This is a genomic window from Rhodococcus sp. NPDC019050 (genome assembly GCF_055664235.1).
In genome coordinates this window covers 210,559-233,395 of sequence record NZ_JBVOON010000001.1, presented here as the reverse complement: position 1 = coordinate 233,395, position 22,837 = coordinate 210,559, and the positions used below count along the sequence as shown (strand labels likewise).

At 67.5% G+C, this 22,837-nt stretch carries 20 protein-coding genes; 14 read left to right on the top strand and 6 right to left on the bottom strand.

The window, feature by feature from the left end; translation table 11 throughout:
- The first annotated feature begins 44 nt into the window (after positions 1 to 44).
- From AC0B44_RS01095 to AC0B44_RS01065, 7 genes are all read left to right on the top strand, one after another.
- Positions 45 to 404 carry a hypothetical protein gene (locus tag AC0B44_RS01095; RefSeq protein ID WP_471901086.1) on the top strand — a complete coding sequence of 120 codons (360 nt, stop codon included), beginning with the start codon at positions 45 to 47 and terminating at the stop codon, positions 402 to 404.
- Positions 398 to 1,525, top strand: coding sequence for a class I SAM-dependent methyltransferase (locus AC0B44_RS01090; RefSeq protein ID WP_471901085.1), 1,128 nt, complete (start codon positions 398 to 400; stop codon positions 1,523 to 1,525). Before AC0B44_RS01095 ends, AC0B44_RS01090 begins: the two co-directional genes overlap by 7 nt.
- 117 nt (positions 1,526 to 1,642) lie before the next feature.
- Positions 1,643 to 2,494: a Bax inhibitor-1/YccA family protein gene (locus AC0B44_RS01085; protein ID WP_471901084.1), complete on the top strand. Its 852-nt coding sequence runs from the start codon at positions 1,643 to 1,645 to the stop codon at positions 2,492 to 2,494.
- A gap of 108 nt (positions 2,495 to 2,602) precedes the next feature.
- A complete protein-coding gene (locus AC0B44_RS01080; RefSeq protein WP_471901083.1) occupies positions 2,603 to 3,988 on the top strand; it encodes a cystathionine beta-synthase in 1,386 nt (461 codons plus the stop codon).
- 14 nt (positions 3,989 to 4,002) lie between these two features.
- Entirely contained in the window at positions 4,003 to 5,154 is a 1,152-nt protein-coding gene (locus AC0B44_RS01075; protein ID WP_471901082.1) for a cystathionine gamma-synthase, read from the top strand.
- A gap of 108 nt (positions 5,155 to 5,262) precedes the next feature.
- A complete protein-coding gene (locus AC0B44_RS01070) occupies positions 5,263 to 7,173 on the top strand; it encodes a YecA family protein (RefSeq protein ID WP_471901081.1) in 1,911 nt (636 codons plus the stop codon).
- A gap of 149 nt (positions 7,174 to 7,322) precedes the next feature.
- Entirely contained in the window at positions 7,323 to 8,678 is a 1,356-nt protein-coding gene (locus tag AC0B44_RS01065) for a C40 family peptidase (RefSeq protein WP_471901080.1), read from the top strand.
- 61 nt (positions 8,679 to 8,739) lie between these two features.
- On the opposite strand, the gene greA is transcribed toward AC0B44_RS01065, so the two are convergent.
- Entirely contained in the window at positions 8,740 to 9,234 is a 495-nt protein-coding gene (greA, locus tag AC0B44_RS01060; protein WP_471901079.1) for a transcription elongation factor GreA, read from the bottom strand.
- Between the two features lie 225 nt (positions 9,235 to 9,459).
- A complete protein-coding gene (locus tag AC0B44_RS01055; RefSeq protein WP_471901078.1) occupies positions 9,460 to 9,888 on the bottom strand; it encodes a DUF4307 domain-containing protein in 429 nt (142 codons plus the stop codon).
- A 162-nt stretch (positions 9,889 to 10,050) separates the two neighbouring features.
- Here AC0B44_RS01055 and mca point away from each other — a divergent pair, with 162 nt between their 5' ends.
- From mca to AC0B44_RS01040, 3 genes are all read left to right on the top strand, one after another.
- Entirely contained in the window at positions 10,051 to 10,929 is an 879-nt protein-coding gene (gene mca, locus AC0B44_RS01050; RefSeq protein WP_471901077.1) for a mycothiol conjugate amidase Mca, read from the top strand.
- Positions 10,926 to 11,258 (top strand): hypothetical protein, encoded by a 333-nt coding sequence (locus AC0B44_RS01045; protein WP_471901076.1) that lies wholly within the window; start codon positions 10,926 to 10,928, stop codon positions 11,256 to 11,258. Before mca ends, AC0B44_RS01045 begins: the two co-directional genes overlap by 4 nt.
- A gap of 80 nt (positions 11,259 to 11,338) precedes the next feature.
- Positions 11,339 to 13,333, top strand: a complete 1,995-nt coding sequence (locus AC0B44_RS01040; protein ID WP_471901075.1) for a thioredoxin domain-containing protein — start codon at positions 11,339 to 11,341, stop codon at positions 13,331 to 13,333.
- Between the two features lie 34 nt (positions 13,334 to 13,367).
- Here AC0B44_RS01040 and AC0B44_RS01035 read toward each other — a convergent pair whose 3' ends face one another.
- Positions 13,368 to 14,030 carry a TetR/AcrR family transcriptional regulator gene (locus tag AC0B44_RS01035; protein WP_471901074.1) on the bottom strand — a complete coding sequence of 221 codons (663 nt, stop codon included), beginning with the start codon at positions 14,028 to 14,030 and terminating at the stop codon, positions 13,368 to 13,370.
- A gap of 174 nt (positions 14,031 to 14,204) precedes the next feature.
- Between AC0B44_RS01035 and AC0B44_RS01030 the strand changes: the two genes are divergently transcribed.
- A complete protein-coding gene (locus AC0B44_RS01030; RefSeq protein WP_471901073.1) occupies positions 14,205 to 16,286 on the top strand; it encodes an ABC transporter permease in 2,082 nt (693 codons plus the stop codon).
- 51 nt (positions 16,287 to 16,337) lie between these two features.
- Here the strand turns inward: AC0B44_RS01030 and AC0B44_RS01025 are convergent, their stop codons facing one another.
- A complete protein-coding gene (locus AC0B44_RS01025) occupies positions 16,338 to 17,267 on the bottom strand; it encodes a mechanosensitive ion channel family protein (protein WP_471901072.1) in 930 nt (309 codons plus the stop codon).
- 76 nt (positions 17,268 to 17,343) lie between these two features.
- A complete protein-coding gene (gene trhA / locus AC0B44_RS01020; RefSeq protein WP_471901071.1) occupies positions 17,344 to 18,015 on the bottom strand; it encodes a PAQR family membrane homeostasis protein TrhA in 672 nt (223 codons plus the stop codon).
- Between the two features lie 161 nt (positions 18,016 to 18,176).
- Between trhA and AC0B44_RS01015 the strand changes: the two genes are divergently transcribed.
- Positions 18,177 to 18,944 (top strand): isoprenyl transferase, encoded by a 768-nt coding sequence (locus AC0B44_RS01015; protein WP_471901070.1) that lies wholly within the window; start codon positions 18,177 to 18,179, stop codon positions 18,942 to 18,944.
- A gap of 18 nt (positions 18,945 to 18,962) precedes the next feature.
- Here AC0B44_RS01015 and coaA read toward each other — a convergent pair whose 3' ends face one another.
- Positions 18,963 to 19,895 carry a type I pantothenate kinase gene (gene coaA, locus AC0B44_RS01010; RefSeq protein ID WP_471901069.1) on the bottom strand — a complete coding sequence of 311 codons (933 nt, stop codon included), beginning with the start codon at positions 19,893 to 19,895 and terminating at the stop codon, positions 18,963 to 18,965.
- Positions 19,896 to 20,070: 175 nt separating this feature from the next.
- Between coaA and AC0B44_RS01005 the strand changes: the two genes are divergently transcribed.
- The gene (locus tag AC0B44_RS01005) at positions 20,071 to 21,261 is read left to right on the top strand and encodes a DUF885 domain-containing protein (protein ID WP_471901068.1); all 1,191 of its coding nucleotides are present in this window, start codon (positions 20,071 to 20,073) and stop codon (positions 21,259 to 21,261) included.
- Positions 21,262 to 21,355: 94 nt separating this feature from the next.
- Positions 21,356 to 22,651, top strand: a complete 1,296-nt coding sequence (gene glyA / locus AC0B44_RS01000) for a serine hydroxymethyltransferase (protein WP_471901067.1) — start codon at positions 21,356 to 21,358, stop codon at positions 22,649 to 22,651.
- The last annotated feature ends 186 nt before the right edge of the window (positions 22,652 to 22,837 follow it).

Genomic DNA, 22,837 nt, shown 5'->3' with positions numbered 1-22,837 from the left:
CCTCGGCCCGGCTCAACGACACTGCTATCAGAAGTGGGACATCAATGAAGAAGACTGTCGCAGCGCTGTTCGGCGCAGGTGTGGTCCTGCTCGCGTCGGCGTGCGGATCCTCGGACGGAACCGCCTCGGCCGACGAGACCACCACGACCACCACCACCACCACGAGTGCATCGTCGTCCGCGCAGGGCGGCGCAGGGGTGGAACTCGGCAACAGCTACGAGGAGAACTGCGACGCCCTCGTGCCGTACCTGGACGAGCTCGAGGAATGGGGCCAGGATCGGACGCAGGCCGCACAGGCCGTCGCCGACGCCCAGCAGCAGCTTCCGCAGTGGCAGGAACTGGACGCAGGGCAGCAGGCGGACACGCTCCGTGCAATCGAGAACGCCGGCAAGGGCGAGTGCTGACAGATCCGCTGTTCGACAGGTTGCGGCGCTTCCCGGACGTGGAAGCGCCCAATCTGTTCGCTGTCGATGCCGCCGACCGGCTCATCCTCGACGAAGCTCATGAAGCCCTCGAAGCGGCTCCGAGCGGCACCGTCGTCGTCATCGACGACCAGTACGGTGCTCTGACCCTCGGCACCGCGGTGCGCTACGACGCAACCGGCCTGCGCGTCCATCAGGACTCGATCGTGGCCGAACGCGCCCTCGCTTCGAACGCCTCCCGCGAGAACCTCGCGGACCGATTCACCACGCACGCACTCGACGAACATCTGCTCGCCGGCGCTCGCGTCGTGCTCCTGCGATTGCCGCGTTCTCTCGGTGCGCTCACCGAGATCGCCGAAGCGGTCGCCGCCCACGCCGATCCCGAGGTCGTCGTCTTCGCCGGCGGCCGGGACAAGCACATAACCGTGGCCATGAACGACGTGCTTGCGCGTTCGTTCGCCGAGGTCCGGGCATCGCGGGGCCGGCAGAAGTCCCGCGTGGTGACCGCACGCAGCCTGATACCGGGTCCGAGCACCTACCCGGTCCGGCAGACCCTCGCCGAACTCGATCTCGTCGTCGTCGCGCACGGCGCTGCGTTCGCCGGCCCCAAGCTGGACATCGGGACCCGCTTCCTGCTCGAATTCCTGCCGCGCGCGGCGCCGGAAGCGTCCGTTGCCGTGGACCTCGGGTGCGGAACGGGAATCCTCGCCGCCGTGCTCGCCCGGACACATCCGGACCTGCGGGTCGTCGCCACCGATCAATCCGCCGCTGCTGTCGCGTCGGCTGCGGCGACCGCCTCCGCGAACGGTCTCGCCGATCGCGTCGAGGCGCTGCGCGACGACGTCGCGGGATCGCTGCCCGATTCCTCGGTCGATCTCGTCGTGTGCAACCCGCCGTTCCACATCGGCGCGGCCGTCCACACGGGTGCCGCGGAGAAGATGTTCGCGTCGGCGGGCCGCATCCTCCGCCCCGGAGGAGAGATGTGGACGGTCTACAACTCCCACCTCCGCTACCGACCCGTCCTGAATCGCGTGGTCGGCGCCACGACCGTCGCGGGCCGCAACCCCAAGTTCACGGTGACCAGGTCGGTGCGCACCCGGTAGAGTCCCCTTTGTCCGGGGTCCGCCCCGAGCAGACCCCGACGGTCATCCGGAGGTGGGAACTTTCGCCCCGGCCGACGCGTTGAGCGGACAGAAGCGACCACCAGAAGGGAGTGCCCGGTGCGCACCACCAGTAACCCGGTGTTCCGCAACCTGCCCAAGCAAGAGGGCGGCGGATACGCCAGTTTCGGCTCTGCGACGGCAGGTGCCACGCAAGCCACCCAGCAATTCGGCCAGCCGCAGTACTCGCCTACGGATCCGTGGGCCCGGCCCACCACCGAGCGGTCGATGACCATCGACGACGTCGTCACGAAGACCGGTATCACGCTCGGCGTGCTCACCGTGTCGGCGCTGATCTCGTACGTCCTGGTCACCATGAACACCGGTCTGGCTGCGCCGTTCGTGATCGGCGGCGGTCTCATCGGACTCGTCCTGGTTCTCGTGGCCACCTTCGGTCGCAAGATGGACAATCCGGGGATCGTGCTCGCGTATGCGGTGGCGGAGGGCTTCTTCCTCGGTGCGCTGTCGTTCATGTTCACCGACATCACCTTCGGCGGTGCCGGCGGCTCGACACTGATCGCACAGGCCGTTCTCGGCACGTTCGGTGTCTTCTTCGGCATGCTCGTCGTCTACCGCACCGGCGCGATCCGGGTTACCCCGCGGCTGACCAGGATGATCGTCGGCGCGCTCGTCGGTGTGCTCGTCCTGGCGCTCGGCAACATCATCGCGAGCTTCTTTATCGACGGCGGCCTCGGTCTGCGCGACGGCGGCCCGCTCGCCATCATCTTCAGCCTCGTGTGCATCGGTATCGCCGCGTTCAGCTTCCTGCTGGACTTCGACTCCGCCGACCAGCTGATCCGCGCCCAGGCGCCGGAGAAGGCCGCATGGGGCGTCGCGCTCGGCCTGACCGTCACCCTGGTCTGGCTGTACGTCGAGATCCTGCGTCTGCTCAGCTACTTCCAGAACGACTAGCAGCAACCTGTACGAAGGCCCCGGGCGGATTCGCCCGGGGCCTTCGTCGTACCAGGCCTCCCGCGACCGTCCCCGCGACGCCGGAGACGGTCGTGGGAACATGGTCGTATGCGCATTGCGGATTCGGTCGTCGACCTCATCGGAAACACCCCACTCGTCAAAATCAACTCCGTGGTGAAACCGGGCTCCGGACTCGTGGCGGCGAAAGTCGAGTACCTCAACCCGGGCGGTAGCTCCAAGGATCGCATCGCGGTGAAGATGATCGACGCCGCCGAAGCCTCCGGCGAGCTGAAGCCGGGCGGCACCATCGTCGAACCCACTTCCGGTAACACCGGTATCGGTCTTGCTCTCGTCGCCCAGCAGCGCGGATACAAGTGTGTGTTCGTCTGCCCCGACAAGGTCGGTGAAGAGAAGCGCAACGTGCTCCGCGCCTACGGCGCCGAGGTCGTCGTGTGCCCGACCGCCGTGCCGCCGGAGCACCCGGACAGCTACTACAACGTCTCCGATCGGCTCGCTGCCGAACTCCCCGGAGGCTGGAAGCCCAATCAGTACTCCAACCCCGCCGGCCCCGAAAGCCACTACGAGAGCACCGGCCCCGAGATCTGGGCCGACACCGACGGCAAGATCACGCACTTCGTCGCGGGCGTCGGCACCGGCGGCACCATCTCCGGCACCGGGCGGTACCTCAAGGAGGTGTCGGGCGGCAAGGTCAAGGTCGTCGGCGTCGATCCCGAGGGTTCGGTGTACTCCGGTGGAACCGGGCGTCCCTACCTCGTCGAAGGTGTCGGTGAGGACTTCTGGCCCAGCGCGTACGACGCGTCCATCCCCGACGAGATCATCGCGGTCTCCGACGCCGACTCCTTCGAGATGACCCGCCGTCTCGCCCGGGAAGAGGGCCTGCTCGTCGGTGGCTCGTGCGGCATGGCGATGGTGGGCGCGTTGCGCGTCGCCGAGCGTGAGGGTCCGGACGCGGTGGTGGTCGTGCTGCTGCCCGACGGCGGCCGCGGCTACCTGGCGAAGATCTTCAACGACAAGTGGATGGCCAGCTACGGATTCCTGCGGGCGCCGCTCGACGGCAAGCCCGACGACTCCACCGTCGGCGACGTGCTGCGGGGCAAGTCCGGTGACCTGCCCGACCTCGTGCACACCCATCCCTCCGAGACGGTCCGCGACGCGATCGAGATCCTCCGCGAGTACAGCGTGTCCCAGATGCCCGTCGTCGGCGCGGAGCCGCCCGTCACCGCAGGTGAGGTCGCCGGGTCCGTCAGCGAGCGGGAATTGCTCAGCGCCGTCTTCGAGGGTCGTGCGAACCTCGCGGACCCGGTCGCGAAGCACATGAGTGCGCCGCTGCCCAACATCGGCGTCGGCGAGTCCGTTGCCGAGGCGACGAAGGCGTTCGGCGACACCGATGCGCTCATGGTCATCGACGACGGCAAGCCCGTCGGCGTGATCACGCGGCACGACCTCCTCGGATTCATCTCCCAAGGCCGATAGGACACAGATACTTCATGACCGATCAGACTCAGCACGGTTTCGCCACCCGCGCCATCCACGCGGGTTTCGAACCCGACCCGCAGACCGGTGCCGTCAACGTCCCGATCTACGCGTCGTCCACGTTCGCGCAGGACGGTGTCGGCGAGATGCGCAACGGTTTCGAGTACGCGCGCACCGGCAACCCCACCCGCCGTCCCCTCGAAGCGAATCTCGCTGCGCTCGAAAGTGGTACGTACGGCCGGGCTTTCGGTTCGGGCATGGCGGCCACAGACTGCCTCCTGCGGTCGGTGCTGCGCCCCGGCGACCACCTCGTCATCCCGAACGACGCATACGGCGGCACGTTCCGGCTGATCGACAAGGTCTTCACCCAGTGGGGCATCGAGTACACGCCCGTGTCGGTGAACGACGCCGACGGCGTCCGCGCGGCGCTGCGGCCCGAGACCAAGCTCGTGTGGCTCGAGACGCCGACGAACCCGTTGCTCAACATCGGTGACATCGCGGCGCTGGCCGACGTCGCCCACGAGGGTGGCGCCAAACTCGTCGTCGACAACACGTTCGCGTCGCCGTACCTGCAGCAGCCGCTCACGCTCGGTGCCGACGTGGTGCTGCACTCGACCACGAAGTACATCGGTGGTCACTCGGACGTGGTCGGCGGCGCACTGGTGACGAACGACGAGGAACTCGACACTGCGTTCGCGTTCCTGCAGAACGGCGCGGGCGCGGTCCCCGGTCCGTTCGATGCCTTCCTGACGCTGCGGGGCATCAAGACGCTCGCGGTCCGTATGGAACGGCACTGCGACAACGCCGAGAAGATCGTCGAACTCCTGTCGGGACACAAGGCCGTCACCAAGGTGCTCTACCCGGGCCTGGACGACCATCCCGGCCACGAGTACGCCGCCAAGCAGATGCGCCGATTCGGCGGCATGATCTCAGTCCGCCTCGCCGGCGGCCGGCAGGCGGCACTGGACTTCTGCAAGCGCACCGAGATCTTCACGCTCGCCGAGTCCCTCGGCGGAGTCGAGTCGCTCATCGAGCATCCCGGTGCCATGACGCACGCGTCGACCGCTGGTTCGGCACTCGAGGTCCCCGACGATCTGGTGCGCCTGTCCGTCGGTATCGAAGACGCCGCCGACCTGCTCGCCGACGTGGAACAAGCACTGGGCTGACGACCGCCCATCCCTTTCGACCACGACGAAAGGCGTCCCCTGGGGCGCCTTTCGTCGTCGGTGGCGAGGTGGCGCCGAGCCGGTCGGGAACCCCGTACGATCACGAACGTGACGGACAGTGCAGCCCCCGAAGACGCCCTGATGGAAGCCGCTCTCGAGGTGCTGAGGATGAACGGTCCCCTCACCACCGAAGAACTCGCCGATCACCTCGAGGACGCCGGTTCGGGCACGGCCGAGACCCTGGTTCAGGATCTCGAGGACCTGCCGCCGCATCCGCTCGTCCTGTCGTTGCCGGACGGCCGGTTCGCAGCGCTCGACGCCCTGTTCGAGGGACGGATCTTCACCCACCGGCTCTCCGCCGACGAGATCGCGCGTGACCTGATCGCGGTCGACGACGTCGAACCGCTGTTGCTCCTCGTCTCCGACGACGACGAGTTCGAACTCGTGGCGGTCGACGAGCAGCGCGACCGTCTCACCGAGCGCGGTGTGACCGACGACGATCCGCTGCCCGCCGAGGTCCTGCTGTTTCCCCGTGGCACCTTCGCCGCTCGGTCGCCGGGCGATCTCGTGGCGCTCACGGCGGGCAGCGGACGGCTCTCGCTCGTCACGGTCGACCACGACCCGACCCCGGTTCCGCTCCTGCTCGACGTGCTCGGACGGCGCAGCGCCGAAGGCTCGGCCGCGAGTCTGGACGACGAACTTCTCCAACTGCTGGCCGACGTACCGTCTGCCTTCACCGAGCCGGCCCCGCCGCTGACCGAGGCGATCGAGGCCGCGGGTCTGGAGCGCTCGGGTGACCTCGTCGCTGCCGAAGGGTTCGATTTCGAGGGTTACATCAGCAGGACGATGTTCGACGACTACGCCGACCAACTCGGTATTCCGGTCGACGCCGTCCCGGGGGTCGCGTTGTTCGCCTCGCTGGTCGACGCGATCGACTCCGGTGACGATGACGACCTCGAAGAGCGCTTCGCACACGGGAAGTCGGGCTTGTTCGCCGTTCTCGCCGACCCCGAGATCGCCGAGATCGTTCTGGACGAGTTGGTCGGCGAGGAATTCGCGCCCGCGTCCATCGAGGCGGCCGCGTTGTGGCTGCTCGACCACGCCCCCCGGCGTGCTGCTGCCGCGGCGTACTGGTTCGCGGCGCGCGGGGCCGAGGCGGACGGCCGGATCCAGGAAGCGGAACGGCGCTACGAGAAGTCCGCGGACGAGGGCGGCGACTTCGACCTCGCGTTGTTCGACTTGGCGAGATACGCCTCCGACCGAGGCGACGCGGTGCGTGGCCTCTCTCTGCTCGGCCGGATTCCGGGAGGCGACGAGCACCCGCTTCACGACGTGCTGCAGCGCTTTCAGCCCGTCGAGCGGCCGGGTCTGGGGCGGAACGATCGCTGTTGGTGCGGGTCGGGCCGGAAATACAAGGTGTGCCATCTCGGCAGGGCAGACCATCCGATCGAAGACCGCGCGGAGTGGCTGTACGTCAAGGCGACGATGCACGCGCTCGATCCGGCGTGGGCCGACGAACGGGTCGCGTTGGCGGAGGCGCGTGCCGGATACGGCGACGACGACGCGGTGGCCGATGCCGTCAACGACCCGTTGGTCGACGATGTGCTGCTGCACGAGGCGGGGGCATTCGCCGATTTTCTCGAGCGGAGAGGTGCGCTTCTGCCGGAGGACGAGGCGGAGTTGGCGCAACGGTGGTGCGGCGTCGCGCGGTCGGTGTTCGAAGTCCGGGACGTCCGCGAGGGGGAGGGGCTCACCGTGCGAGATATCCGGAGCGACACCGTGTCCGACGTCTCCGTGCCGACGATCACCGGTGACCTCCCGGTCGGAACGTTGTTGTGCGCGCGGGTGCTGCCGGCCGGCGATGTCCACCTGATGCCCGGTGGCGCGGAGGTCGTCACGGCGGAGCAGCGCGAGGTGCTGCTCGAGTTGCTCGACGGAGACCGGGTCGATCCGGTGGACCTCGTCGAGGCCCTCACGAGTGCCGACGCCGCCGATTTCTTCGCGTCGATCGACGAATAACTTCACCCCACCGATCACATACATCTCACCAACCCCAAAACTGAAACCTGTTCTCGAATATATGTGATATGAAGTAGCAGTATTGGTACCGGTGACGGGGGTCACAAGTACGGTGAGTGTGTTCGGTCATCGGGATGTGGGGGTTGTGGATGTCAGTCGACCCGTCTGCGGTCATCGTGGCAGTGGCCACGGCAGCGAGCGCAATCGTCCAGGGAGCCGACGTACCCGCGGAGGTGAAGGACCAGGCCACCCAGGTCATCGAGTCCTTCCAGGCGACGGCTCCGGCGACGGATACGGGTGTGCAGGACTTCGTGGTAGCTCTGCCCGAACCCATGCAGCAAAGTGCGGAACAGGCCGTCGCCGACGCCACGCAGTCGGTGGCCGAGATGATCGAGCCGCACCTTCCGGCCGAGGCTGTCGCGGCGCTGGAACCGGCACCGCCGGAACTCGTTCCGCAACCACCCGCTGCGCGCCCGACGCCTTTCGGGGTCGTTCCGTCGATTCCGCCCGTCGCGCCGGCGCCGGCACCCGGCCCGAGCACAGGCTCCGCGGTCCCGGGCGGTGGTGGAGGCGTCACGCTTCCGTCGATGCCCGCGACTCTTCCCGGCACGACCCTCGCTCCGATCGGGGCGATCGCGGTGTTCGCACCGTGGCTCAAGAAGGCCGGAGCGCTCTGCGACGGGGTCACCGCGCCCGTGCTCGCGGCCCTGTATTCGGCCGAGAACGGTTTCCGCTACGGGCCCACCGCACCCGTCTCACCGGTGGGCGCCAAGGGACCCGGACAGTTCATGCCCGGCACCTGGGACCAGTACGGCAAGGACGTCGACGGTGACGGCCGGGCCGACGTTCTCGGTATCGCCGACCCCGTGATGGCGTCGGGCAACCTCCTGTGCGACAACTACAAGCTCATCGACGACTGGAAGCGCCGCGGAATCGTCGAAGGCGACACCCTCGATCTCACCCTCGCCGCGTACAACGCCGGTGTCGGAGCGGTGCGCCGATCCGGCGGTATGCCGTCCGGTCATCCCGATTACGAGAACCAGACCAAGCCCTACGTGGCGAAGATCCGCGCGTCCGAACCGGTCTTCGCGCGCATGCTCTCCCCGTTCCTGGGTCTGGGTATCGGTGGTTCCACCGACGTCGGCAACCGCATCGTCGATCTCGCGTTCAAGTTCCTCGGCCTGCCGTACGTCTGGGGCGGTGGCAACATCAACGGTCCGTCGGGCGGCGGTTTCGACTGCTCGGGACTGACCTCGCACGCCGTGTTCGCCGCGACGGGCATCACGCTTCCGCGCACGTCCGAGACCCAGTGGCATGTCGGCACAGAGATTCCGCTCCAGCTCGCACGACCGGGCGACCTGCTGTTCGGTAACTGGCAGGCCGGCGGACCGGGCCACGTCGCGATCTACATCGGCGGAGGACAGATGGTCCACGCGCCCACGACCGGCGACGTCGTGCGGGTCGGAGCGGTGTTCCCCGACATGAAGGCACGACGCATCATCTGACCGAACGGAAGAGGGGCCGATCCGGAAATCCGGATCGGCCCCTTCTTCGCGGTTCGGGGGATCAGCCCTGGTACGGCTCCGCGCTGACGAGCGTCACCTTCATGGTGTTGCCGTTGGGCAGCGTGTACTCGCGGGTCTCTCCGACCTTTGCCGAGATCAGCGCGCCACCGATGGGCGAGCCGGGGGAGTAGGTCTCGAGGTCGCCGTTGCGGGCGCCTTCTTCGCGCGTCGCGATCAGGAACGTTTCCTTGTCGGTCTCGTCGCCGCCGTAGTAGACGGTGACGACCGAACCGGGGAGCGCGACACCGGACTCGGTCGGAGCGACCCCGACCTTGGCGGCGCTGAGCAGCTCCTGGAGCTGGCGGATGCGGGCTTCCTGCTGCCCCTGCTCCTCGCGAGCCGCGTGGTAGCCGCCGTTCTCCTTGAGGTCGCCCTCTTCACGACGCTCGTTGATCTCGGCCGCGATGACGGGACGATTGGCGATGAGCTGGTCAAGTTCGGCCTTGAGTCGGTCGTACGACTCCTGGGTCAGCCAGGTCACCTGGGTCTCGGTCATCTCGATCACTTCCTTCGGGTTGGAGCCCCCGGCTCCGTGGACAAGTCGTGCACGTGCAACGACTACGAGCACGACCCACGCAATCCCCCCTGGTATGCAGGTGAGCAGGGCCGCACTGTGCTTCTATGCAGCAATACACGGCCCCAATGGGTGGAACCGTGTATCCCGCTATTCTAGCACCATCGCGGTCCCGTGCCGGGAAAACCGCTGCGTAAGGGACGAAACTCAGGGGGCGCGGAGATAGTCCGGAGCGTCGGTGCTGCAGCCGTACTCGTCTGCCATACCGGGCCGCTGCGTCGTGGTGATCCGCGACGTGAGGACCACGGTCGCCGAATCGGATGCCGGGATGAGCACCTCACGCCGGCCGGTTTCGCTGCCGTCCTTCGACCGCGCGCGGATCACACACACCGCGTCTTCCGACGGATCGTCGCGGGTGACCTTGAGCTGAACCTCGATCGTGTGGTCGTCGACGACATCGAATGCCACGATCTCCGACTCGATCGGCGCCGTGTTGTTCTGGAACAACACGAAGGCGAGAAGCAGGCCCGCAACGAGTCCGGCCGCGGTGAACCCCCAGCGTCTGCCGCGCATCGCCCCCTTCTTCGAGGGGTAGCGATCGGAGGGGTAACGGTCGGTCGTGGTGGTGTTGCTCATCACTTTGCCTTCGAGCCCGTGCAGGCGGGCGGGCGGTGCCGTGGGGTCACGGCTGACGGAGGGATTATCAGGTGGAACTATAGGGGAAGGACCCGAACGGCCCGCGAGGCGGTCACCGATGCGGTTACGACCATGCACACGACGTGAGGTGGAGGAAAACACGTGAGCGGACTACGGCTCATGGCCGTGCACGCCCATCCCGATGACGAGTCGAGCAAGGGTGCGGCCACCATGGCGCGTTACGCGGCAGAGGGGAACGACGTTCTCGTCGTCACGCTCACGGGCGGCGAGCGCGGCGACATCCTCAACCCGGCGATGGACGTGGCAGGTGTCCGCGACCGCATGAGCGAGGTGCGGCGCGAGGAGATGGCCGAAGCGGCCCGCATCCTCGGCGTGCAGCAGCGCTGGCTCGGCTTCGTCGACTCGGGACTGCCGGAAGGCGACCCCAGGCCGCCGGTGCCCGAAGGAAGTTTCGCGGCGATCCCGCTCGACGAACCGGTACGCAGACTCGTCGGGGTGATCCGCGAGTTCCGCCCCCACGTCATGACCACGTACGACGAGAACGGCGGCTACCCCCACCCGGATCACATCCGGTGCCACGAAGTGTCGGTGGCGGCATTCGACGCGGCTGCCGACCCGGAGTTCCATCCCGAACTCGGCGAGGCGTGGGAAGTGTCGAAGCTGTATTACTCGCACGGATTCATCCGCAAGCGCATCGAGTTGTTCCGCGACGAGTACGTTCGCCGGGGCGAGAAGTTCCCGATGGAGGAATGGCTCAGCCGGTGGCGGACCGAGCAGGGTGACCTCATGGCCCGGGTGACCACCCAGATAACCTGTGGTGACTACTTCCCGCAGCGTGACGACGCATTGCGGGCGCACGCCACGCAGATCGATCCCAACGGGTCCTTCTTCGCGGTGCCGTTGGATATTCAGCAGAAGGTGTGGCCGACGGAGGAGTTCGAGTTGGCCAAGACCCGCGTGGCCACGCAGATTCCCGAGACGGATCTGTTCGCGGGCATCGAGGACGGACAGGAAAAATGACGGTAGGCACGCTGGCAGTCGAGGTCCTGGCACAGGACCCGACGGGCCCCGAGTTCGGTAAGGCGTCACCGTTCGGCCTCGCGCTGGTGGTCGTCCTTCTGATCGCGACAGCTCTGTTGGTCTGGAACATGAACAAGCGTCTGGGCAGACTGCCCGAGACCTTCGAACCGGAGAGCCCCGAGCCCGACCAGTTGGTGGACGACGGCACACTTCCGGTCGTCGTGCCGGAAACTGCCGGCGATGCGGCACCGGCCCCCAAGGCAAGCGGAGCATCCGCGAAGGACGCGTCGGCGGACCCGGAACGCACGCCGCCGGCCGCGTCGAACTGAGGTACGGGGCGAACCGAGGAGCCGAGGTAACACCCCTCGCTTCCACGTTCTCGGTCCCCGCTTCGACGTAACGTGGGGGAATGGCGAATCTCCTTGCGGATTCACTGAGTCCCTACCTCCGACAGCACGCCGGCAACCCGGTCCACTGGCACGAGTGGGGCGAGGCGGCGCTGGCGGAAGCGCGCGACCGCGACGTGCCGATACTCCTGTCCATCGGCTACGCCGCGTGTCACTGGTGTCATGTCATGGCGCACGAGTCGTTCGAGGACGACGCCACCGCCGCCGTCATGAACGAGCATTTCGTGTGCATCAAGGTCGATCGGGAGGAACGCCCCGATCTCGACGCGATCTACATGAACGCGACCGTCGCGACCACCGGGCAGGGCGGATGGCCGATGACTTGCTTTCTAACCCCGGATGGCGCGCCGTTCTACTGCGGCACCTACTACCCGAACACTCCGCGCGGCGGAATGCCGTCGTTCCAGCAGGTGCTCCACGCCATCGCCGAGACATGGCATCGGCGTCGCGACGACGTCGGAAAGGCCGCGGCCGCCATCGTCGGCGAATTACAGCGCAGCAGCGGTGGCCTGCCTCCCGGGACGAGCAGGGTCGACGCCGCGCTTCTCGACGCGGCAGCGCTCGCCGTCGCCCGCGACGAGGACCGTGAACACGGCGGATTCGGCGGGGCACCGAAGTTCCCGCCGTCGAATCTGCTCGAAGGACTCCTGCGCGGATACGAGCGCACCCGCCGGGAAGAGACCCTCGGTCTCGTGACCCGCACCGCCGACGCGATGGCGCGCGGCGGGATATATGACCAACTCGGTGGCGGCTTCGCCCGCTACAGTGTCGACGCCGGCTGGGTGGTGCCGCACTTCGAGAAGATGCTCTACGACAATGCTCTGCTGCTGCGGTTCTACGCCCATCTCGCACGCGTCACCGATGCGCCGCTCCACCGGCGGGTGGCGGATGAGACCGCCGCCTTTCTCCTGCGTGATCTGCGGACCGAGGACGGGTGCTTCGCGTCGGCGCTGGACGCCGACACCGACGGTGTGGAGGGCCTCACCTACGGGTGGGCGCCCGCGCAGCTGACCGAGATTCTCGGTCCCGACGACGGTGCCTGGGCCGCACGCATCTTTTCCGTGACGGCGGAGGGAACCTTCGAGGCCGGGACGTCCGTGCTGCAACTGCGGGAGGATCCGGACGACCCCGAGCGGTTCGCCCGCGTCCGTGAACGGTTGTTCCTGGCGCGGCAGACCCGGCCGCAGCCCGCCCGCGACGACAAGGTCGTCACCGCGTGGAACGGCTTCGCCGTCACCGCGCTCGCCGAGGCAGGGGCAGCATTCGGCGTCTCCGAGTGGATCGATGCCGCTGCGACGTGTGCCCAGGCATTGCTCGAGCGGCACCTCGTGGACGGCCGTCTGCGACGTGCCTCGCTCGGTGGAGTGGTGGGTGAGCCGGCGGGAGTGCTCGAGGATTACGGAGCATTCGTCACGGCCCTGGTGGCGGTGCACCAGGCGACCGGCGATGCGACGTGGCTCGTCTCGGCATTCGGGCTCGCCGATACCGCGCTCGGCGCGTTCGCCGACCCCGGGAAGCCGGGAAGCTGGTTCGATACCGCGCACGATGCGACGGAACTCGTTGCACGCCCGCGCGATCCGATGGACGGCGCGACGCCCTCAGGTGCGTCCCTGATCGCCGAGGCTCTCCTGTCGCTCGCCGCGCTGGACGAGGCGGACGGGCGGTATGCCACCGCGGCCCACGCGTCCGTCGCGGCCGCATCGATTCTGCTCGAGCGGGCCCCCCGGTCGGCCGGCCACTGGTTGACGGTGGCCGAGGCGGCCGTCCGGGGTCCTCTGCAGATCGCGGTCGCCGGCGGCGGTGAACTCCTGCGGGCGGCGCGCCACCTCGCGCCCGGCGGAGCCGTCGTCGTCGGGGGAGATCCCGGATCGTCGCCCTTGCTCGCGAACCGGCCACTCGTGGACGGCGTGCCCACCGCTTACGTGTGCCGCGGTTTCGTGTGCGACCGTCCGGTGACCTCGGTGCCCGACCTCGTCGACGTGCTCGGCGCGTCCTGATCGCCTCGCTCCCGATGACCTCGCGGCCGGGTCGTCACGCCCAGGTGGACTCGGCGCGAGTGCCGAGGAAGTCCCCTTGGCTGGTCACGGGTGCCTCGAGCATGCCCGCGCAGGCGTCGACGAGGAAGGAGGCGAAGCCCGTCCAGTCGGGTTCGACGGATTCGTGCTCGAGACGTTCTTCGTACTCGGCGCAGGCGTCGATCACCATGTGCCCGAGAAGCCACGACCGTCCGTGGATGACCGACGCGGGAAGATCCGATACGGTCGCGCGCGCCCGTTCGATCAGGGACCCGATGTCCGGGTCCGCCGTCGTGTCGGCGGCGACGACGGCGACCATCGATGGCACCGTACGCATCTGCCGGAGAAAACGCGCTCGCCAGCTTGGGACGGGAAGGGACGCCAGCTGGTCCGTCAACGGAACGATGAGGCAGCTCAACAGGTCTCGTAGTCCCGGTTCGGGGCCGAGCAACTCGACCAGTTCCCGCCGCCGACGCCGCGCGTCCTCGGCGTAACGCAGCATCGTCGCGCGCACGAGCGCGTCGCGGCTGCCGAAGTGGTAGTTGACGGCGGAATGGTTCGCGTTGCCGGCATGCTCGGCGATCCGCCGGTTCGAGACCGCGTCCACGCCGAACGTTGCGAAGAGTTGTTCGGCCGAATCGAGCAGTGCTTGTCGTGCCTGGTCCCCATAAGTGCCCACGGTCGGGTCCGCCGCCTCTCTGTGTCGGGTCGCCAGTGTGCCCGGCTGTCATGGGACGAAGGTCACCTACGCCCGGTGGATTCAGTTTAAGACATGCAGCGTAAAATTCTTAAGTCAGTCGGCGTATTTCTGATGTCCGGAAATACGCCGCGCCCGACTTCGAGGAGATTTCACTTGACCGACACCATCGCGTCCGAGACCAGCGGCCCACCCGGAGGTGACGGTGGCGAAGCCGCCGCCGCCCGCGCGCGCAAGGAACACATCGGCCGCTACGTCGCGATGATCCTGCTGCCGTTCGTGATGGTCTCCATGATGATCACGGGCTACCTCGCCGCCATGCACTCACCGGCCCCCAACGACATGCCGATCGCGGTGGCCGGATCGTCGCAGCAGGCCGGGGAGTTCGCTCGCGCACTCGAAGAGGCCGATCCCGGCGCCATGGACGTCCGTGTCGTCTCGGACGATCAGGAAGCCCGCGACCTCGTGCTCGCCCGGGAGGTCTCCGGTGCGGTGTCGCTGGGACAGAACGGCGCGGCGACGGTGTACACCGCCGGTGCGGCCGGTGCGTCTCAATCGTCCATGGTCAACGGTCTGCTCGCGGCGCCTGTGCTGGGGCAGGGCCTCGATCTGGTGGTGGAGGATCTCGCTCCGCTGCCCGAACACGACGGCGCCGGCCTGGCCGCGATGTTCATGGCCACCGCGCTCATGCTCGCGGGCTACGTGCCTTTGAGTGTCATGCTGTCGAACTCGCCGGAACTCCTTCGGATACGCCGAGTGGTCCCGCTGCTGGCCGGATGGTCCGCTCTCATCGCGGCGCTGGTGTGGCTCGTGGCAGGTCCGGTCCTCGGAGCGATCGAGGGCAACACCGCGGCTGTTCTGGGAATCTCCTGGCTATCCGTCTTCGCCGTCGGTGCCGTGCAGTTGTTCCTCACCCGCATCCTCGGCCCGATGGCCGTGGTCGCCGGCATGTTGTTCCTGATGGTTCTCGGTGTTCCCGCATCCAACATGGGAATGTCGGTGCACTCGCTGCCGTCGCTGTACGCGACGCTGCACGGATTCCTGCCGACCGCCGCCACCGGCGAAGCCTTGCGATCGGTGCTGTACTTCGGCGGCGACGGTCTCGGCGGACACCTGGTGGTCCTGGTCGTCGGAGCGATACTCGCCCTTGCCGCGACCGTAGGCGTCGACGCCCTCAAGCGTCGCCGCAATCCCGATGCCGGTGACCCGGAGATCACGCTGCCGTCGCTGACTGCGGGACCGCGTCCCACGAGCAACCGCGTCCGGTACGTGACGTTGGCGTTCTTCCCGCTCGGCCTGGTCGTGATGATGCTGTCGTTCATGCTCGGTGCGATGTACCAGCCCGCTCCGCGCGACATGCCGGTCACCGTGGTCGCCGCGACGACCGAGCAGGCCGAGCAGGCGGTCGCGGGTCTCGAGCAGAACATGACCGGCCTGTTCGATCTGCGGGCGTCCGACTCGCTCGACGAGGCGCGCGCCGCAGTCCAGGACCGCACGGCCGTCGCCGCATACGTGCTCCCGTCCCAGGCGTCGCCGACGGCAACCCTGATCACCAACGAGGCCGCCGGCGTAAGCCAGCAGCAGGTCGTGTCGACCGTCTTCGGTCAGGTCGCCGCCGGTTCACAGATGCCGCTCACCACCGAGAACCTCACACCGCTTCCGGGTGCGGACTCCATGGGAACGGTGACGCTCTACGTCGCCATGGGCTGGATCATGTCCGGGTTCATGCTCGTCGTCGTCGGCAGCAACGCCCAGCCCGGGGCGATGCGTCTGCGCCGGTTCCTGCCCATCGCGGCCGGATGGTCGGTGTTCATGTCGGCCGTGATCTGGGTGATCGCAGACCCGATCGTCGGAGCCCTCGACGGCCACTTCTGGCCGCTGTTCGGCACGGGAATCGTCGCGATCTTCTCGACGGCCATGTTCACGGCGGTACCCGCCCGGTTGTTCGGTCTGCTCGCGGTGCTTCCGGTGGTCGCCATCCTGATGTTCGTGGGGGTCCCGGCATCCAACGGTGCGCTGTCGGTGTACATGACACCGGAGATCTTCAAGACGTTGCACGACGTGCTGCCGATGCCGGCGGCGGTGGAGTCGGTGCGGTCGATCCTGTACTTCGGGGGCGACACGGTCGGCAGCCACCTCGTGACGTTCGCGATCTGGGGTGCGGTGTCGCTCGCGTGCGTAGTCCTGATCGACGTCGTACGGGCGCGGTCGGCCCGGAAGCAGGCCGTCGACGCCTGATTCGTCGGGCCACGCACCACCGACCGGCGACGCGCACCCGCGCGTCGCCGGTCAGGTCGTCGAGGGGGCGAGCAACACCGACGGCGAGCCGATGTCGTCCTGCTCGAATGCTTCGAGTACGGCACGGGTGAGCGAGCGACGCACACCCCACTGTTTGCCGGCCCGGACGCGCACCGTCAGACGGAGGGTCACTGCACCGGCGATCACGGAATTGACGCCGAGCAACTCGGGCTTGTCGAGCACGTCGGGCGCGATGTCGTCGCCCTCCACGCGGTCGAGGACCGCACGCAGCGCCACCTGGCAGGCTCGGTGCACGTTGGCGGTCGGAGCGATCGGGATGTCGACGACGGCGACCGCGTGCCCCTGGCTCATGTTGCCGACCCTGAGGATTTCGCCGTTGCGGCAGAACCAGAGGGTCCCGTCGATGTCGCGGATGGTCGTCACCCGCAGTCCCACCGATTCCACGGTGCCCACCGCGTCGCCGACGTCCACCACGTCACCCACGCCGTACTGGTCTTCGAGAAGCATGAACATTCCCGAGATGAAGTCACGGACGAGGTTCTGGGCGCCGAAACCGAGCGCGACACCGGCGATCCCGGCCGACGCGATGAACGGCGCGACGTTGAATCCCAGGCTGTCGAGGGTCTGCAACACGGCCCAGACCAGCACGATGATCGACACGCCGGATTTGAAGACCGATCCGATCGTCTGCGCACGCTGCGCGCGACGTTCGCGCGCGTACGGGTCGCCCGGGGTCTTGCCCGCCCGTTGCTGAAGCGGCTTGAGGATGGAGCGCCGGGGTCCCTTGGAAGGATCGCGGGGCTTGGTCATCCGGTCGATGAGGCGGTGCAGCACGAACCGGAGCACGATCGCCGCGAAGATGTAGCTCGCGATCGCAAGTGGACGCTCGATGAGCCACTCGCGGTTGGTCTCGGTCAGTTCGAAGGCCAGCCAATGGGTCGGCAGATTCGGCATAGACATCGTTGGCGAGTGTACAAATCTGTGACCGGTGTGGCAGATGGTGTGAGATGTGACACCGGCACGTTTCGGGGCGTGCTCAACCCAAGACGACGAGCCAGACCGCGACCGCGTGACACAGCGCGGCGAGCACTGTCGCGGCATGGAAGAACTCGTGGTAACCGAAGGTCGAGGGCCAGGGATCCGGCCACTTCGTGGCGTACAGGATTGCGCCGGCGCTGTAGAGCAGTCCACCGACCAGCAGGAGCAGCATCGGCACCATCCCCGCCTCGTCGACGAGATCGCCCGCGACGGGCACGATGGCCCAGCCGAGCAGCAGGTAGAGGGGAACGCCGACCCATCGGGGCGCGGTGGGCCAGAGCATTTTCAGTGCCACGCCGGCGAGCGCTCCCGCCCACACCACGATCAGCAGGGTCCTGCCGGTCGCGGGCGGGAGTGCCAGCATGGCGAAGGGTGTGTAGCTACCGGCGATGAACACGAAGATCATGGAGTGGTCGGCGCGCTTCATCCACACGCGGGCGCGGGGGTCGTTCCAGTGGACCCGGTGGTACAGGGCGCTCACCCCGAAGACGCCGCAGACCGTCAGACTGTAGATCACGGTCGGCCACACCGCGCCGGGCCGGTCGGCGACGAACACCGCGGCAAGCACCAGGGCGACACCCGCGATAACGGCGACGCCGAACGCCCACAGGTGGATCCACCCGCGCATACGGGGTTTGACCGGCAGTTCTTCGATACCGAAAGCCGTCATGAGTGCGCCCCCACCTTCTGTACCCGGAGGTAACCTACGGCTCCGTAGGTTGGTTGTCGCCGCCACGATACCCCGGCCGGAGGACCACGGTTCGACAGTGTGACCACCGCCGCGACCCGGCATGTGGGTGGGCGTAATGTGACCCACGTGGTGATGACGGGGTGAGCGCTCGAGGCGTGTTGTACCGACTCTACGAGCGACGGTTGCTCAGGCAACTCGAGGGCGCCCAGCGCCCGTGCCATGTCGCGGTGATGTGCGACGGAAACCGTCGATGGGCCCGCGAAAACGGCTTCACCGACGTCAGTCACGGGCACCGCGAGGGCGCGAAGAAGATCGCCGAACTGCTCGGCTGGTGCGACGCCGCCGGAATCGACACTGCGACGATCTACCTGCTCTCGACCGAGAACCTGAGCCGCGCGCCCGAAGAACTCGACGTCCTGCTCGAGATCATCGCCGACGTCGTCGAGGAGATCTCGGCGCCGGGGCAGAACTGGAGCGTGAAGATCGTCGGCGCACCCGATCTGCTGCCCGAAGATCACGCCAAGCGCCTGCGCGATGCGGCCGCGAGCACGGCAGGGCGTACCGGGACACACGTCAACGTTGCCGTCGGGTACGGCGGACGGCAGGAGATCGTCGACGCGGTCCAGTCGCTGCTGCGTGCGAAGAACGCCGAGGGGCTCACCGGAACCGATCTCATCGAATCGGTGACCGTCGACGCCGTCGACGATCACCTCTACACCTCCGGGCAGCCCGACCCCGATCTCGTCATCCGGACCTCCGGGGAGCAGAGGCTGTCGGGCTTCCTGCTCTGGCAGAGCGCCTATTCCGAGATCTGGTTCACCGAGGCGTACTGGCCGGAGTTCCGGCGCGTCGACTTCCTGCGTGCACTGCGCGATTACGCAGCCAGGCACCGGCGCTTCGGTATCTGAACCGGATCCGGCGGGGGCTCAGAGCTTCCGCAGCCGGAGCCGGTTGATCGAGTGATCGGAGTCCTTGCGCAGCACGAGCGTTGCGCGCGGACGGGTCGGCAGAATGTTCTCCACCAGGTTCGGCAGGTTGATCGAGTGCCAGATCTCTTTCGCGGCGCTGATCGCGTCGCGGTCGGAGAAGTTCGCGTAATGGTGGAAGTGCGCCTTCGGATCGGCGAACGACGTCTTCCGGAGCGCGAGAAACCGCTCCACGTACCACTGTTCGATGTCTTCGAGGCGCGCGTCGACGTAGATCGAGAAATCGAAGAGGTCGGAGACCATCAGGCGCGGACCGGTCTGCAACACGTTGAGGCCCTCGATGATGAGGATGTCCGGCTGCCGCACGATGTGGTACTGGCCCGGAATGATGTCGTACGAGGTGTGCGAATAGATCGGAGCCGTGACCTCTTCGGCACCGGACTTGACCTCGGTGACGAAGCGGAGGAGCTTCCTTCTGTCGTAGCTCTCGGGAAACCCTTTGCGGTGCATGATATTCCGCCGCATGAGTTCCTTCGACGAATACAGGAATCCGTCGGTGGTCACCAGATCCACGCGCGGATGATGCTCCCACCGCGCGAGGAGGGCTTGCAGCACTCGGGCGGTGGTCGACTTGCCCACCGCGACCGAGCCCGCGACGCCGATCACGAACGGCACCTGCTGGTCCGGGTGCTTCTCGCCGAGGAACGTGGCGGTCGCGGCGAACAGTCGCTGCCGCGCGGCCACCTGCAGATGGATCAGTCGCGCGAGCGGCAGATACACCTCCGCCACCTCGGCGAGGTCGATCTGCTCACCGAGACCCCTGAGACCGATCAACTCGTCTTCCGTGAGCACGAGCGGCGTCGACTTCCGCAGGGTGCGCCACTGCTTCCGGTCGAACTCGATGTAGGGGCTGGGTTCGCTCAGACGCGCCATCGGCACCGTCCCTCGACCACGGGCGATTCGTCGGCACATCCCACGGGGAGGGAGCGGCGATGCATGTCCATGGAACGAATTGTGCTCGCAGACACAGGACGATGCCTCGTCGGGGTCCCCGTGGCGCGGTGCACGACGCCCCCGGGGGCGCAGCGAAGGGCTAAGGTTGCACGTTATGCGAGCGGACGACTTGGTCACCGAATACCTGCTTCTCGGGCTGTCTTTCGACCGACTCGAGGAGGGCTTCGTCGATGCGTACACCGGAGATCCGGAACTGCGCCGACGGATCGAGAACGCACCGAGACCCGAACCCCGTGACCTATCCCACACGGCACGTCGTCTGCGGGAGGAACTTCCGTCGGCGTCGTTGTCCGAGGAACGCACTCGTTTCCTCGACGTGCATCTGCGCGCGATGGAGTGCTCCGCACGCAAGTTCGCAGGTGAGGACATCGGATTCGTCGACGAAGTCGAGGCGTACTTCGACGTGCGTATCGCGCCCGGCAACGAGGACGACTATCTCGACGCGCACCGGCGTCTCGACGCCCTCCTGCCCGGACCCGGACCGCTGGCCGAACGACTGCAGGCTCACCGTAAGTCCGAAGTGATTCCCGCGGACCGGCTCGCAGAATGCGTCGAGGCTTTCTCGGGAGCGCTGCGCGAGAAGGTGCGCGCGGTCTATCCGCTTCCCGACACCGAACGCGTCGAGTACGAGGTCGTGGGTGACAAGCCGTGGGCGGGGTTCAACTACTACCTCGGCGACTACCGGTCGCGAGTGGCGATCAACTCCGACATCGAGCAGCACATGGCGCACCTGCCGAACCTGATCGCCCACGAGAGCTACCCGGGCCACCACACCGAGCACTGCCGCAAAGAGGCAGGGCTCGTGGCGGCCGGCCAGAAGGAACAGACGCTCTTTCTCGTCAACACCCCGCAGTGCCTCATGGCGGAAGGGCTCGCCGATCTCGCACTGAGCGCGATCGTCGGCCCCGGATGGGGCCGGTGGGCGCAGGACATCTACGCCGATCTCGGGCTGCGCTTCGACGGCGAACTCGCCGAGCAACTCAGCGGTGCGTCCGCGGGTCTGCTGTCCGTCCGGCAGGATGCTGCGCTTCTCCTGCACGATCGGGGCCGCGACATCGACGAGGTCGCCGGATTCCTCGAGCGCTGGTCGCTGGTGAGCCCCGAGCGCGCTCGGCAGATGCTGCGTTTCCTGTCCTCTCCGCTGTGGCGCGCCTACACCAGCACCTACGTCGAGGGATACCGCCTGCTCGGCGGGTGGCTCGACCGCGTGCCCGCCGGCGTCGAACGCGTCGAGCGGTTCGGGAGACTTCTCGACGAGCCCCTCGTGCCCAGCAGTCTGCGGTGACCTGCGTCTCGTCAGGGGTCCGCCGTCCCGCGCGGTCGACAGGGTTCGTAGACTGGAGTACGTATCCCGCCGCCCTTCGCTTGGAGAATTCTCGATGACCGCTGTGCCCGGCACCGATGTCAACACCGCCGCACTCGCCGACCTCGATCCCGAAGTCGCCGAGGCCATGGCAGGGGAGTTGTCGCGCCAGCGCGACACCCTGGAGATGATCGCGTCGGAGAACTTCGTGCCGCGCGCAGTGCTCCAGGCTCAGGGCAGTGTCCTGACCAACAAGTACGCCGAGGGTTACCCGGGCCGCCGCTACTACGGCGGCTGCGAGAACGTCGACATCATCGAGGACCTCGCCCGGAACCGCGCGAAGGAACTTTTCGGCGCGGAGTTCGCCAACGTGCAGCCCCACTCCGGTGCCCAGGCCAACGCCGCGGTACTCATGGCGCTGATGACGCCCGGTGAGAAGCTCCTCGGCCTCGACCTCGCGCACGGCGGGCACCTCACGCACGGCATGAAGCTGAACTTCTCCGGCAAGCTGTACGACGTCGCGTCCTACGGCGTCAGCAAGGAAGATCACCGCATCGACATGGACGAGGTCCGTGAGATCGCGGTCCGCGAGAAGCCGAAGGTCATCGTCGCCGGCTGGTCCGCCTACCCGCGGCACGAGGACTTCGCTGCCTTCCGCGCCATCGCCGACGAGGTCGGTGCCTACCTGTGGGTCGACATGGCGCACTTCGCGGGCCTGGTCGCGGCCGGACTGCACCCGTCGCCCGTGCCGTACGCGGACGTCGTGTCCACGACCGTCCACAAGACCCTCGGCGGTCCGCGCTCGGGTCTGATCCTCGCCAAGAAGGAGTGGGCCAAGAAGCTCAACTCCGCGGTGTTCCCCGGTCAGCAGGGCGGACCGCTCATGCACGCGATCGCCGCGAAGGCCGTCTCCCTGAAGATCGCCGCGGGCGACGAGTTCAAGGATCGCCAGCAGCGCACCCTGTCCGGCGCGCGGATCCTCGCCGATCGCCTGTCGCAGCCCGACGTCGCCGACAAGGGCATCTCGGTGCTCACCGGCGGCACCGACGTGCATCTCGTGCTCGTGGACCTGCGGAACTCCCAGCTCGACGGACAGCAGGGCGAAGACCTGCTGCACGAGGTCGGGATCACCGTCAACCGGAACGCTGTGCCCTTCGACCCGCGCCCGCCGATGGTCACGTCCGGCCTGCGTATCGGCACTCCCGCCCTCGCGACGCGCGGATTCGGTGATACGCAGTTCACCGAGGTCGCCGACATCATCGCGCAGACGCTCGTCGGAGACGCCGACAAGGATGCCCTGCGAAAGCGTGTGAGCGCTCTCGCCCAGGAACTGCCTCTGTACGAGGGCCTCGAGGACTGGAAGATCGTCTGACCGGCACCCCGTTTACGTAGATTTCACCGACACGCCCCCTCCGCTATCCGGCGGAAGGGGCGTTTCGGGTTTAGCGTCGGGGGTGTAGTCGGCGCAGGTGCCGGGTACGCGGGAGGTCCCTGATCGTGTGGCTGACACAGTCCGAGCGAGGGGGCCGGCACCAGGCTCTCGTGGTCGGGACGACAC